Source organism: Ideonella sp. P3_A4, assembly GCF_056403075.1.
Map to the genome: position 1 here is coordinate 23,095 of NZ_JBFUGE010000013.1, position 13,591 is coordinate 36,685.

13 protein-coding genes are annotated in these 13,591 nt (G+C 66.6%); 2 read left to right on the forward strand and 11 right to left on the reverse strand.

All coding sequences use genetic code 11. The features are described 5' to 3' along the window. Positions 1–15: 15 nt before the first annotated feature. From AC1DYI_RS03510 to AC1DYI_RS03530, 5 genes are all read right to left on the reverse strand, one after another. Positions 16–513, reverse strand: a complete 498-nt coding sequence (locus AC1DYI_RS03510; RefSeq protein WP_477202680.1) for a bactofilin family protein — start codon at positions 511–513, stop codon at positions 16–18. 1 nt (position 514) lies between these two features. Continuing rightward, complete coding sequence (locus AC1DYI_RS03515) at positions 515–895, reverse strand: hypothetical protein (RefSeq protein WP_477202681.1); 381 nt, start codon at positions 893–895, stop codon at positions 515–517. Next, a complete protein-coding gene (locus AC1DYI_RS03520; RefSeq protein ID WP_477202682.1) occupies positions 870–1,427 on the reverse strand; it encodes a bactofilin family protein in 558 nt (185 codons plus the stop codon). The genes AC1DYI_RS03515 and AC1DYI_RS03520 overlap by 26 nt, the downstream gene beginning before the upstream one ends. Before the next feature lie 61 nt (positions 1,428–1,488). Beyond that, a complete protein-coding gene (locus AC1DYI_RS03525) occupies positions 1,489–1,923 on the reverse strand; it encodes a polymer-forming cytoskeletal protein (RefSeq protein ID WP_477202683.1) in 435 nt (144 codons plus the stop codon). A gap of 21 nt (positions 1,924–1,944) precedes the next feature. After that, positions 1,945–2,274, reverse strand: coding sequence for a hypothetical protein (locus tag AC1DYI_RS03530; RefSeq protein WP_477202684.1), 330 nt, complete (start codon positions 2,272–2,274; stop codon positions 1,945–1,947). 373 nt (positions 2,275–2,647) lie between these two features. Between AC1DYI_RS03530 and AC1DYI_RS03535 the strand changes: the two genes are divergently transcribed. Next, complete coding sequence (locus AC1DYI_RS03535; RefSeq protein ID WP_477202685.1) at positions 2,648–3,967, forward strand: MFS transporter; 1,320 nt, start codon at positions 2,648–2,650, stop codon at positions 3,965–3,967. A 58-nt stretch (positions 3,968–4,025) separates the two neighbouring features. Here the strand turns inward: AC1DYI_RS03535 and AC1DYI_RS03540 are convergent, their stop codons facing one another. From AC1DYI_RS03540 to ugpB, 6 genes are all read right to left on the reverse strand, one after another. Then, positions 4,026–5,219: a choice-of-anchor tandem repeat GloVer-containing protein gene (locus AC1DYI_RS03540; protein WP_477202686.1), complete on the reverse strand. Its 1,194-nt coding sequence runs from the start codon at positions 5,217–5,219 to the stop codon at positions 4,026–4,028. Between the two features lie 148 nt (positions 5,220–5,367). Then, positions 5,368–6,144 carry a glycerophosphodiester phosphodiesterase gene (ugpQ, locus tag AC1DYI_RS03545; RefSeq protein WP_477202687.1) on the reverse strand — a complete coding sequence of 259 codons (777 nt, stop codon included), beginning with the start codon at positions 6,142–6,144 and terminating at the stop codon, positions 5,368–5,370. 4 nt (positions 6,145–6,148) lie between these two features. Beyond that, positions 6,149–7,216: a sn-glycerol-3-phosphate import ATP-binding protein UgpC gene (locus AC1DYI_RS03550; protein ID WP_477202688.1), complete on the reverse strand. Its 1,068-nt coding sequence runs from the start codon at positions 7,214–7,216 to the stop codon at positions 6,149–6,151. 1 nt (position 7,217) lies between these two features. Continuing rightward, the gene (ugpE, locus tag AC1DYI_RS03555) at positions 7,218–8,072 is read right to left on the reverse strand and encodes a sn-glycerol-3-phosphate ABC transporter permease UgpE (protein WP_477202689.1); all 855 of its coding nucleotides are present in this window, start codon (positions 8,070–8,072) and stop codon (positions 7,218–7,220) included. Between the two features lie 12 nt (positions 8,073–8,084). Beyond that, on the reverse strand, positions 8,085–8,966 hold the full coding sequence (gene ugpA, locus AC1DYI_RS03560; RefSeq protein ID WP_477202690.1) for a sn-glycerol-3-phosphate ABC transporter permease UgpA: 882 nt from the start codon (positions 8,964–8,966) through the stop codon (positions 8,085–8,087). Positions 8,967–9,041: 75 nt separating this feature from the next. Continuing rightward, the gene (gene ugpB / locus AC1DYI_RS03565) at positions 9,042–10,355 is read right to left on the reverse strand and encodes a sn-glycerol-3-phosphate ABC transporter substrate-binding protein UgpB (RefSeq protein WP_477202691.1); all 1,314 of its coding nucleotides are present in this window, start codon (positions 10,353–10,355) and stop codon (positions 9,042–9,044) included. Positions 10,356–10,660: 305 nt separating this feature from the next. On the opposite strand from ugpB, the gene AC1DYI_RS03570 reads away from it, so the two are divergent. Continuing rightward, on the forward strand, positions 10,661–13,591 hold a 2,931-nt coding region (locus tag AC1DYI_RS03570; protein ID WP_477202692.1), incomplete at its 3' end, for a DUF3683 domain-containing protein.

Here is a 13,591-nt window from a genome sequence, read left to right on the forward strand (position 1 = left end):
GCGAGGGCTGCCGTTTCAGTTCGGCCCGTCGTCGGTGAGGCTGAAGGCGCTCGACCCGGAGCCTTCGTTCTTCGAACGGCCGGAGTTGGTGATCGCTCGGGGCGCTTCAGCCAGGTCCATCTCGCCGCGGAACTCGATCTTGCCGCGCAGGCGGGCGCGGGGGTGGATGTCCAGCAGCGCGTCGTAGACCGCGTCGCCCAGCAGCGTGGCCGAGCCGGTGATCTCCAGCGTCTTGCGGGCGATCACAGTGCCGCGCACCTTGCCTTCGATCAGCACATGGTCGGCCTCGATCGTGCTGCCTTCGACGACACCGGTAGCACCGATGTGCACCGTGCCGCCGGTTTCGAGCCGGATGTCGCCTTTGAGCCAGCCGTCGACCTTCAAGCCGAGGTCGACCTTGGCGCTGAAAGTGCCTTCGAACTGAGCGCCTTCGGCGATCAGGCTGGTGATGCCGTTCAGCTGCTCGGCGGGCACCAGGCGGGCCGGTGCGCGATGGGTGTCTTGGCCGTTCACTTCAGAGGTCTCCCGAGGTGGTGCTGGCGCCGGGCGCAGCGGAGGACGGCGATTGTGCCTGAGGGCTTACGACCGGTGCGAGCCGGTTCGCAATCGCTTGCAGATAGGGTGGAAGCTTCGCTTGCCATTGCGGTGGCAAGGGGTGGTCCCGCAGCCAGAGCACCCAAGCCAACTCGGCCAGCAGCACCAGCGGCAGGGTGAACAACAGCAGCTTGTAGAAGACCCAGGTCACCCAGCGGCGGCGTACGCGCTGGCGCGCCACTTGCGCGTTGCGCGCAGCCGAACGCTCCAGCGCGGCGCGGCGCAGTTCGTCGCTGGTGGCGACCCGCGGTTCAGCGCTCGCGGCGACGCTTGTCTCAGGAATGACCGGACTTGGCGACATCGCCCTCGGGGCGCACGCGCTCCAACTGGGCGTTGAGGTCGGCGCCGTTGACCTGCAGGTGGGTGTAGCGGATGCGGCCCGACACACTGGCCGTGTCGTGCAGCGACACGCGACCGCCGCCGGCGTCGAGCGTGCCGACAGTTTGGCCCAGCACAGAGATGTTGCGGGCGCGGATGTCGCCCACCACGGTGCCGGTCTGGGTGATGGTCACGTGGCCGCTCCCGCTGCCTTGCAGCTCGATGTCGCCTTGCACTTCGCCGGACACGGTGAGCGAGCCGTCGATGCGGGCCGAGCCGATGAATGACAGGCCCTGGCCCAGCGTCGAGACGTTGGCACTGCCTCGGCCCTCCGCGGCGATTGCCTGCACGGTCGGCAGCAGCGTCGGCAAGTGGCGCGTTTCCGGCATGGCCTGGCCCATGGCGACCTGCGGCACGTCGGGCGTGGGGGGCGATGCGGGTGGTGAGTGGGGGGATGGGGCGGCCGGGCTGCTGCCTTCGCCGTCGACCGGTGCGAGAGAGTCGTCGTTGTCCATGGGCAGGCGTCGCGTTGAGGGTGGTGCGAAAGGGGCCACAAGGGGGCCCGCGGCCGCGGGCTCAGCCGCCGTGCAGTACCGGCAGCGACTGCGCGTTGCGCAAGGTCCTGAACGGCCCCTGGAGGACCGCACCATCATACATGCGCAGTTTTGCCGCGATCAGCGTGCCGGTGCTCACGCCACTGCTGGCCACATAGGCCGTGCCTTGCACTTCGATCTCGGTCTGGTCGTCGACCTCGTCGTCGGTTTCGGTGGCCTCGCCCAGCTGGCCCAGCAGGTAAAGATCGCCCAGCACGCGAAAGCGCCCGATCAACCGCGCGTCGTGCCACACCACCAGCTTGCCGGCGATCTCGCCCACGCCTTGCAGGGTGCCCTGCAGCAGCAGGCCGCCCTTGAACAGGAAGTCGCCAGCCAGCACCGTGTCCGCGGCAATGCGGTTCACGATGTTCATCTTCACCGGGTCGATGACCAGCGTGTCCTGTGTCTTGTCCAGCAATCGGTGGCCCTCGGGTTGGCGTCAGTGCGCGAAGAAACGCTGGAAGATCCACCACAGCAGGGCCGACCACAGCGCCAGGATCGCCAGCAGCGACCCCACCAGCAGGCGCCGCCGGGCCTTCGCCAGCGCCAGCGTCGACACCGGCTTGCCCAGCCCCGCATCGCCCTGCAGCGGCGAGACCAGCCCGCGGGCGGCGTGGCCCAGCAGCTCGACCTGGCCTTCCAGCAGGTGCAGCTTCAGCCCGCGCGTGGGCTCGCGCCGCACACCCACGCTGGGGCCCATCTCGATGACGAACGGCTCGCCCACCACCTGCTCGGTGAAATAGCGGTCGAGCGTTTCGCGGTCCTGCATGTTGATGAAATTATCCGTGATCGAACCCCTGCGAACGAGGGACAACGAAAGCTCGGTGCTTGCGTGCCCCTCACCGGCGCTGCTAGGATGCGTGCACGCTTTTCGCGCACCCATGTAAGCCCTTCCGATGAAGCCCACCCTCGCCAACGTACGACGTTGCTCCGGTCACCGACCGGCGGCATTCGTTGCCATGGCGGGAGGCATCCCGCGCTAGCGGTCTCTCGGCTTCCGCGCCCCTTGTAATGGGCGCTCCGCCGGGTCTCCTCGGCGGAAGAATCGGAAACACGGCCCTTCCTCTTTCGTCGCTTTCCTCGTCACGGCCTGGCCTTACCCGGGCAGGCGTGATTCGTGGCCGAGAAAGAAGAAACGACCCATGAGGTCATTGATCCAAAACTTGGCAAGCCGGTTCAGGCTTGCACCCAACGACCTGCTGCGTGACGCCGTCTACCGGCGCCTGTGGACGTCGATCCTGATCAGCTCGTTGGGCGGCCAGGTCACGATGCTGGCGTTGCCGCTGACCGCTGCGGTGCTGCTGCAGGCCACCCCGACGCAGATGGGCTTGCTGACGGCGATGGAGATCGCGCCGTTCATCCTGTTCTCGCTGCCCGGCGGCGTGTGGCTGGACCGGGTGCGCAAGCTGCCGGTCTACATCGCCGGCGAAACGCTGCTGGCGTTCGCCGTGGCCAGTGTGCCGCTGGCCTGGTGGTTCGGTTGGCTGGCCATGCCTTGGCTCTACGCCGTGGCCTTTTTCATCGGCACGGTGTTCACGGTCGCCGGCTCGGCCGCCCAGGTGGTGTTGACGCAGGTCGTCTCGCGCGATCGGCTGGTCGAAGCGCATGCGAAGAACTCGCTGGCGAGTTCGGGTGCCGAAGTGGCCGGCCCGGGTGTGGCGGGCGCCTTGATCCGCTTGCTGGGCGCACCGGTGGCGCTGTTGGTCGACGCTTGTGCCTTGCTGAGCTCGGCGTTGATCCTGCGCGGCATCCACGTCGAAGAAAAGCGTGAAGCCGGGGGGCAGGGCGGCACGGCGTTCTGGGCTGACCTGATGGCGGGCCTGCGTTTCGTGGTGCACCAGCGGCTGTTGGTCGCGCTGGCCACCTGCGTGGGCACGTTGCAGCTGTGCCACCACGCGGCGCTGGTCGTGCAGATCCTGTTTGCCACCCGCACGCTGGGCATGAGCGAGCAAGCCGTCGGCTTGAGCTACGTGGGCCTGGGGGTCGGCACGGTGGCGGCCAGTCTGCTGGTCGACCGGATCAGCCGTCGCGTGGGGCCGGGCCCGTGCCTGGTGTTGGGTTTTGCGATCACCGGCAGCGGATGGGCCTTGTTGTCGATGGCCCCGGTCGGCCCCTGGGGCGTGGCGGCGTTCGTCGTCATGCTGGGCCTGTTCGGCTTGGGCGCAGTGATGGTGTTCATCAACTTCCTGGCCCTGCGCCAGGCGGTGACGCCGGAGCCGCTGCTGGGCCGCATGACCAGCACGATGCGCTGGCTGACGCTGCTGCCGGCCGGCCCGGGTGCTTTGTTGGGCGGCTGGCTGGGTGAGCACATCGGATTGCGGGCGGCGCTGGCCTTCTCGGGCGTGACCGCCATGCTGCTGGCCGTGTGCGCCTGGCAGTGGGCCACGATCCGCGGTGTCCGCAGCCTGCCGAAGACGACCCAGGTGCGCGGCACCGAAGCCCTGGCCGAGGGCACGACCTGAAACGAAGCGGCCGGCAAGTCACCTTGCCGGCCGCTTTCCTTTGGTGAACCGCCGGCCGTCAGTTCGAAGGCGGGCTGAGGCGGAACAAGGTGCCGTAGTCACCCGTGCCGCCGGTGACGTCGGTGCCGTAGAGGCGACCGTCGGGCCCGAAACGCAGCGCGCCCAGCGGCGTGGCGCCGGCTGCTCCTTTTTCATTGAAGCGGTGGATCACCGTCAGGCGGCCGGCCTTGGTCATGCGGAACACCGTGCCGTAGCTCTGCGGTGCCGCACCGCCTTCGAGCGTGGTGCCGTACAGCGCACCATCCGGCCCTTCGACCAGCGCCCCTTCGGGGTAGGCGCCGTCGTTGTCGCCGCCAGCGAAATGGTGTAGCACCGAGTAGTTGCCGCTGCTGTCGAGCCGGAACACCACGCCGCGCTCGAAGGCGCCGCCGGCCGTGGCGCAGCCGTAGAAATGGCCGTCGCTGGCGCGAAGAAGTGGCGCCCGCAGGCTGTCGCCCTCCCATTGGCCATCGAGCGACTTCAGCACCTCGAAGCCGCTGCCGTCGATGCCGACGCGGAACAAGGTGCCGTGCTTCTTCGGCCCGTTGTACGGGTTGCTGCCGTACAGGAGGCCGTCTGTACCGAACACGAGGGCGGACTGCGAGCCGCGGCCATCCAACTCGGGCTTGAAACGGTACAGCTCTTTCAGCTTGCCTCCGGGCCGGCTGTCGTAGCGGTACACCGATTCGTCGGTGGTGCCGTAGAAGCGGCCTGGCCGGCCTTCGACCAAGGCACCGCTGGGCATCAACAGGCCGAGTGCCGAGTCGAAGTCGGCGTGTACCGTCATGCTGCCGTCCGGCGCCAGCGTGTAGATCGTGCCGGCCAAGGCCCGGCCGCCGAACGCGCTGGTGCCCCACAGCGCGCCGTCGCGCCCGACGATCAGGCCCGACTGCGGTGAGGCCGGCTTGCTGGTGGCGTATTCGAGGTGCTGCAGCACGGCGAAGCTGCTATCGCTGGGCGACCAGCGGTAGAGCGTGCCGAGCCCGCCTTCACCGCCGGAGGCGTGTGCACCGTACAGCAGGCCGGCGGGGCCGAATACGACACTGCCGACCGAGCCGTTGCCTTCATTGAACGAGAAGCCGTGCAGCACTTCCAATGTCCATTTGCCCGCGGCGTGGGCGAACGACGGCATGCCCAGCAGCAGGCTGCCGCCGGTGGCGGCCAAGCCGAAGAGCGCACGACGGCGACTGACGGACGAAGGTTGAAATTGCATGGGGGTCTCCTGGGATTGAGTTGATGTGGCGCGGATGCTCGATCCGTCGCCAGTTCCCTCACATCCCTAGTTAGCACGCAACCTTTTGCGCGTTAGGTGGCACGCGCGATCGTTCGCTGCGGCAAACGCCCACGAGCGCGTCGCAGCGCTATTGCGGCGCGAACGCGTCGACAGCGTCGGTGATGATCCCGTCGATGCCCATCGCCAGCAGCTGTTGCGCTGGCGCCGGGTCGTTCACCGTGTAGACCAGTGCGCGCAGGCCGCAACTGTGCAGGTGTTGCAACAGCGCGGCGTCCATCAGGTGGTAGTTGGTGATCGCGGCGACGCAGCCCAGCTGCTGGGCCACCGTGACCCAGTTGGGCCAATGGGTGTCGACCAGCAGCGCGCGCGCCAGCTCGGGCGCCGCTTGCTTGGCGCCCACCAAAGCCTCAGGGCGGAACGACGACAACAGCGGCGGCATTGGGTCGCCGGCCCACAGGCGCTGCACCTCAGCCGCCACCAGGCGGCCCGTGCGCTCTTCGTCGCCCTTGGTCGGTTTGATCTCCAGGTCCAGCCAATAACGGTTGCGGCGCAAGAAGGCGGCCAGCGCCTGCAGGCTGGTGATCGGTTCACCGGCATAGGCGCGGCTGTGCCATCCGCCGGCGTCAAGCCGCGACAGCTCGCTCCACCGCCAGTCGGCCGCGCGGCCGCGCTGATTGGTTGTGCGATCAAGCGTGCCATCGTGCAGCAGGAAGGGAACATCGTCTGCAGACAGCTTCACATCGCATTCGAATGCGCGGTAGCCGTAGTGAGCACCCAGCCGGAACGCGGCCAGCGTGTTCTCGGGCGCCAGCTTGCCGGCGCCGCGGTGGGCAATCCAGCGCGGGAAGGGCCAGTCGGGCAGGGCGGATGGTGCGGGCGTGGTGGGAGCAGCGGGCGCAGACATGCCTTCAGCTTGCCACACGACGACCGGTGCTGCTGTCGAACCAATGCAAGTGCTCGGGCGTGGCGGCCAGCATMAGCTGTTCGCCAACACGCGGGGCGGCTTCGGTGCTGGCGATGCGCAGTGTGAAGCCAGCACCGCCGAGCTTGCCATGTACCAAGCGCTCGGCGCCCAACATCTCGACCATTTCGACCTGTAGCGGCCAACCGCCTTGGGTGTGTGGCTCGGCGTGTTCCGGCCGCAGGCCCATCGTCACCAGGCCGTTGCGCGGCGCGCTGGGTGGCAGCGGCAGCAGTGTGTCGCCGAGCTTGAAGCCTGCGGCCGTCGCTTCACCCGGCAACAAATTCATCGGCGGTGAGCCGATGAAGCTGGCGACGAAGGTGGTGGCAGGCCGTGCGTAGACCTCTTCCGGCGTGCCGATCTGCTCCATCACGCCGGCGTTCATCACGATCATGCGTTGCGCCAAGGTCATCGCCTCGACCTGGTCGTGGGTGACGAAGAGCGAGGTGACCTTCAGTTCGGCGTGCAGCTTCTGGATCTCCAGCCGGGTTTGCGCGCGCAGTTTGGCGTCGAGGTTGGACAGCGGCTCGTCGAACAGGAAGACCTGCGGCTGCCGCACGATCGCGCGGCCCATCGCCACCCGTTGGCGCTGGCCGCCGGACAGCTGGCGCGGTTTGCGCTCCAGCAGGTGCGAGAGCTCGAGGATGCGCGCCGCCTTCTTGACCCGCTCGTCGATCTCGGCCTTCGGGCGCTTGGCGATCTTCAGCCCGTAGGCCATGTTGTCGTACACGCTCATGTGCGGGTACAGCGCGTAGTTTTGGAACACCATCGCGATGTCGCGCTCGGCGGGTTCCAGCTCGTTCACCACCCGCGGGCCGATCGCGATCTCGCCGCCGGAGATCTCCTCCAGCCCTGCCACCATGCGCAGCAGCGTGCTCTTGCCGCAGCCGGAGGGGCCGACGATGACGATGAACTCGCCGTCGGCGATCTCGGCGTTGACGCCGTGGATCACCTTGTTGGCGCCGGCGCCCTTGCCGTAGTGTTTTTCGACCTGTCTGAGGGAAATGCTTGCCATGCTATTTCTCGGAATCGACCAGGCCCTTGACGAACCATTTCTGCATCAGGATCACCACCAAGGCCGGCGGCAGCATCGCGAGGATCGCGGTCGCCATCACGACGTTCCACTCGACGTACACCTCGCCGAAGATCGCGCGTTTGATGCCCAGCACCACCGGGTACATGTCTTCGCTGGTGGTCACCAGCAGCGGCCAGAGGTACTGGTTCCAGCCGTAGATGAACTGGATCACGAACAGCGCGGCGATCGAGGTGCGCGACATCGGCACCAGCACGTCCTTGAAGAAGCGCATCGGGCCGGCGCCGTCGATGCGTGCGGCCTCGACCAGCTCGTCCGGCACCGTGAGGAAGAACTGGCGGAACAAGAAGGTGGCCGTGGCCGACGCGATCAGCGGCACCGTCAGCCCGGCATAGGTGTTGAGCATGCCGAGGTCGGACACCACCGCGTAGGTCGGCGAAATTCGCACCTCCACCGGCAGCATCAGCGTGACGAAGATCATCCAGAACACCAGGCCGCGGAACGGAAAGCGGAAGTAGACGATCGCAAAGGCCGACAGCAGCGAGATCGCAATCTTGCCGATGGCAATCGTCAGCGCGCAGACCAGGCTGACCCACAGCATCGGCGCCACCGGCGCGATCGTCGCGCCGCCACTGGTCTTGCCGCCGAACAGCGCCAGCCGATAGGTCTCGATGAAGTTGCCGCCGGGCAGCAGGGAGAGCGGGTGGCTGCCGGTGATCTGCTCGGCCGTCTGCGTCGAGCCGACCAGCGCGATATAGACCGGGAACACGACGATCAGCACGCCCAGTATCAGCACCAGGTGCGACAGCAGCGTGAGACCAGGACGGCGTTCAACCATGGTGTCGGCGCATCAGTACTGCACCCGTTTTTCGACGAAGCGGAACTGCACGATCGTCAAGGCGACGACGATCAGCATGAGCACCACCGACTGCGCGGCCGAGCCACCCATGTCCAGCGCCTTGAAGCCGTCGTAGTAGACCTTGTAGACGAGGATCGCGGTGTCCTTGCCCGGGCCGCCGTGGGTGGCGGCGTCGACGATCGCGAAGGTGTCGAAGAAGGCGTAGACGATGTTGATCACCAGCAGGAAAAAGGTGGTCGGCGACAGCAGCGGGAAGACGATGGTCCAGAAGCGCTGCCAGGGCGTGGCGCCGTCTATCGTCGCCGCCTCGACCAGCGACGGCGGGATCGACTGCAACCCGGCGAGGAAGAACAAGAAGTTGTACGAGATCTGCTTCCACACCGCGGCCATCACGATCAGCGCCATCGCGTGGGTCGGGTTCAGCAGATGGTCCCACTGGATGCCCACACTTTGCAGCGCATAGGCCAGCACGCCGTAGGGCGACGCGAACATCATCAGCCACAACACGGCGGCCACCACCGGGGCCACCGCGTAGGGCCAGATCAGCAGCGTCTTGTAGATCATCGCGCCACGCACCACCCGGTTGGCCATCACGGCGAGCACCAGCGCGATGCCCAGGCCGCTCGTGGCCACCAGCAGCGAGAACACCGCGGTGGTCTTGAACGATTCGAGGTAGCTGCTGTCGTTCCACAGGCGCTGGAAGTTCTCGGCCCCGACGTATTCGACCGAAGTGCCGAACGCGTCCTGTTGCAGCACGCTCTGGTACAGCGCCTGCGCAGCGGGCCAAAAGAAGAACACCAGCACGATCGCCATTTGCGGGGCGATCAGCAGCCAGGGCAGCCAGCGGGAACGAAAGCGGACGCGTTTTTCCATCGACCTCTCAACAAGTGGCAACAAGAGGCCGGCCGCGCCACGATGCGCGCGTGCCGACCCAGTCGCCTGACAGCCTTACATCTTGGCTGATTTTTCGAAGCGTTCCAGCTGCTCGTTGCCGCGGCTGATCGCGGCGTCGATGGCTTCCTTGGCTGTCTTCTTGCCCGACCACACGCCTTCCATTTCCTCGTCGATGATGGTGCGGATCTGCACGAAGTTGCCCAGACGCACGCCACGCGACTTGTCGGTCGTCTTGCGGATCATCTGCGTCACCGCCACGTTGGTACCCGGGTTCTCTTTGTAGAAGCCCGACTTGTCGGTCAGCTCGAACGAGGCCTTGGTGACCGGCAGGTAGCCGGTGCGCTGGTGGCTCTTGGCCGCCACCTCGGGCTGCGACAGGTAGCTGAAGAAGGCCGCCACGGCCTTGTACTCGGCTGGCTTCTTGCCCGACATCGTCCAGAGGCTGGCGCCGCCGATGATGGTGTTCTGCGGCGCGCCGGGCACGTCGGGGTAGTAGGGCAGGGTGCCGATGCCGGCGGCGAACTTGCCGTTGCGCTTGATGTTGCCGTACAGCGCCGAAGAGCCGGTCATCATCGCGCACTCGCCCGAGACGAAGACCGCGTCTGCCGCGTTGCCGCGGCCCTTGTAGACGAACAGGCCCTGCTTGGCCATGTTGGCCAGGTTCTCGATGTGGCGCAGGTGCAGCGGCGTGTTGAACGCCAACCGTGTGTCCAGACCACCGAAGCCGTTGTTCTTGGTCGAGAACAAGGTGTTGTGCCAGGCCGAGAAAGTCTCCAGCTGGGTCCAGCTGACCCAGCTGGTCGTGAACGGGCACTTGTGGCCACTGGCCTTGAGCTTGGCCGCAGCCAGCGCCACCTCGGGCCAGGTGGTGGGCGGCTTTTCCGGGTCCAGCCCGGCGGCCTTGAACGCGTCCTTGTTGTAGTGGAAGACCGGCGTCGAGCTGTTGAACGGGAAGCTCAGCATCTGGCCGTTCGGCGCGGTGTAGTAGCCGGCCACTGCGGACACGTAGGCGTCCTGGTCGAACTTCTGGCCGCCTTCTTTCATCACCTCGGCCACCGGCTTGATCGCGCCTTTGCTGGCCATCATCGTCGCGGTGCCGACCTCGAACACCTGCAGGATGTGGGGCGCGTTGCCGGCGCGGTAGGCGGCGATCGCGGCGGTCATCGACTCGTCGTAGCTGCCCTTGAAGGTCGGCGTGACCTTGTAGTCCTTCTGGCTGGCGTTGAAATCCTTGGCCAGGTCGTTGACCCATTCGCCCAGCGCGCCGCCCATCGAGTGCCACCACTGCACCTCGACCTGCGCCTGCGCCGGCATGGCGGCGAACAGGGCCGACAAACCGATGGCCAGCGTGACTTGCCTCAATTGCATGACGTCTCCTTGATGTGGGGTGTCAGGCGTAAAACGCGCCTGAACGAAAACAAACGGCGGACAAACGCGCGAGTTTTTCAGCGCTTTGTGACAGTTGCGTTTTGTGGCATGCCGGCAGGCGCGCCAACATGGGGGAATACCCCGGACGCCTCGCGTCGCTTTCTTGCCCCACGTCGTGTAGACGCACACCTCTGCCCGTCAAAGATGAGGGAATGGTGCACTGCGGTAGGATCCGACCTCACGTGCCCCCGACAGGCGACCGCGTGGCCTGTTGTGCCAGCCCCGCGTGCCGCGCCTGCACGCCCATGAACGCACCTCTGCCCGCCGCCACTTTCCAGCCGAGCAACCACGAGGGCGTTGACTCATCCTCCGCGCCGCGGCTGCGCGAGATTCCCTACAACTACACCTCGCTGTCCGACCGCGAGATCGTGCTGCGCTTGCTGGGCGAGCGCCCTTGGGCGATCCTCGACCGGCTGCGCGAAGAGCGCCGCACCGGCCGCTCGGCCCGCATGCTGTACGAGGTGCTCGGCGACATCTGGGTCGTCCAGCGCAACCCGTACCTCGAAGACGACCTGCTGGACAACCCGAAGCGCCGCGGCCTGCTGATTGCCGCACTGCAGCACCGGTTGGCCGAGGTCGAGAAGCGCCGTACGCCGGCCGACGACGCTGAGCGCGACGCCCATGTCGGCGAGCTGTTGACCGCGGCCCGCGCAGCGGTCGAGCGTTTTGCCAAGCGTTTTTCCGAGGTGTGGGACCTGCGCCAGCGCACTCGCAAGGTGCTGGGCAAGCACACCGCGAAAGACAACATCAAGTTCGACGGCCTGTCGCGCGTGTCGCACGTGACCGACGCGACCGACTGGCGTGTCGAGTACCCGTTCGTMGTGCTGACGCCCGACACCGAGGTCGAGATGGCCGGCCTGGTCAAGGCCTGCATCGAGCTCGACCTGACGATCATTCCGCGTGGCGGTGGCACCGGCTACACCGGCGGGGCCGTGCCGCTGACCTGGAAGAGCGCGGTCATCAACACCGAGAAGCTCGAGGCGATGACCGAGGTCGAGATGGTTGCACTGCCGGGCGTCGAGAAACCGGTGGCGACGATCTGGACCGAGGCCGGCGTCGTCACCCAGCGCGTGGCCGATGCCGCTGAACGTGGCGGCCATGTGTTCGCGGTCGACCCGACCTCGGCCGAGGCCAGCTGCGTGGGCGGCAACGTCGCGATGAACGCCGGCGGCAAGAAGGCCGTGCTGTGGGGCACCGCGCTTGACAACCTGGCCAGCTGGCGCATGGTGACGCCGCAAGCGACCTGGCTCGAGGTCATCCGCCTGAACCACAACCTCGGCAAGATCCATGACGTCGAGACGGCCAGTTTCGAGCTGCGCCACTATGACGCCACGGGCAAGAAGCTGGAGCGCACCGAGCGGCTGGACATCCCGGGCCGTGTCTTCCGCAAGGAAGGGCTGGGCAAGGACGTCACCGACAAATTCCTCGCTGGCCTGCCGGGCATCCAGAAAGAGGGCTGCGACGGGCTGATCACCTCGGCGCGCTGGGTCGTGCACCGCATGCCGGCGCACGTGCGCACGGTCTGCCTCGAATTCTTCGGCAACCCGAAGGACTGCGTGCCGTCGATCGTCGAGATCAAGGACTTCATGTTCGAAGAGATGAAGCGCCCGGGCGGCGCCATCCTCGCCGGGCTGGAGCACTTGGACGACCGGTACCTGAAGGCCGTGGGCTACGCGACCAAGAGCAAGCGCGCCGGCCTGCCAAAAATGGTGCTGGTCGGCGACATCGTCGGCGACGATGCCGATGCGGTGGCGCGCGCCACCAGCGAGGTGATCCGCCTGGCCAACGGCCGCTCGGGCGAAGGCTTCGTGGCCGTGTCGGCCGATGCGCGCAAGAAGTTCTGGCTCGACCGCAAGCGCACCGCGGCGATCAGCAAGCACACCAATGCCTTCAAGGTCAATGAAGACGTGGTGATCCCGCTCGAACGCATGGGCGAGTACACGCTGGGCATCGAGCGCATCAACATCGAGCTCAGCTTGCGCAACAAGCTGGCGCTGGTCGACAGGCTTGAGGCCTTCTTCGCCCAGGGCACTCTGCCGCTCGGCAAGACCGACGATGCCGGCGAGATCCCAAGCGCCGAGTTGCTGGAAGACCGCGTGCAGCAGGCACTGACGCTGCTGCGCGAGGTGCGTGCGCTATGGCTGGGTTGGCTGCAGGGCCTGGACGTGGTGCAAGCCGATGTCCAGCGCAGTTTCTTCGACCAGATCCAGGACGGTTCGTTGCGCGCTTCGTGGAAGCGGCAGATCCTTAAACCCCTGCAAGGGCTGTTTGCCGGCGCTGCGTTCACGCCGCTGCTGGAGGAATGCAAGCGCATCCACCAGGAGGTGCTGAAGGGCCGTGTCTGGATCGCGTTGCACATGCATGCCGGCGACGGCAATGTGCACACCAACATCCCCGTCAACTCCGACAACTACGAGATGCTGCAGACGGCGCACCAGGCCGTCGCCCGCATCATGGTGCTGGCCCGCTCGCTGGACGGCGTGATCTCGGGTGAGCACGGCATCGGCATCACCAAGCTCGAATTCCTGACCGACGACGAGCTGGCCAACTTCACCGCCTACAAGCAGCGTGTGGACCCGGAAGGCCGCTTCAACAAGGGCAAGCTGTTGCGCGGCGAGGCGCTCAAGGCGCTGGGCGACGAAGTCTTCGCGGCCGACCTGAGCCATGCCTACACGCCCAGCTTCGGGCTGATGGGGCACGAGTCGCTGATCATGCAGCAGAGCGACATCGGCGACATCGCCAACTCGGTCAAGGACTGCCTGCGCTGCGGCAAGTGCAAGCCGGTTTGTGCCACGCACGTGCCGCGCGCCAACCTGCTGTACAGCCCGCGCAACAAGATCCTCGCGACCTCGCTGCTGGTCGAGGCTTTCCTCTACGAAGAGCAGACGCGCCGCGGCGTGTCGATCAAGCACTGGGAAGAGTTCGAGGACGTGGCCGACCACTGCACGGTCTGCCACAAGTGCCTGTCGCCCTGTCCGGTGAAGATCGACTTCGGCGACGTGTCGATGAACATGCGCAACCTGCTGCGCAAGATGGGGCAGAAGACCTTCCGCCCGGGCAATGCTGCGGCGATGTTCATGCTGAACGCGACCAACCCGCAGACCATCAAGTTCGCGCGCACGGCGATGGTGGGCGTGGGCATGAAGGCGCAGCGCATCGCGCACGATGTGCTGAAG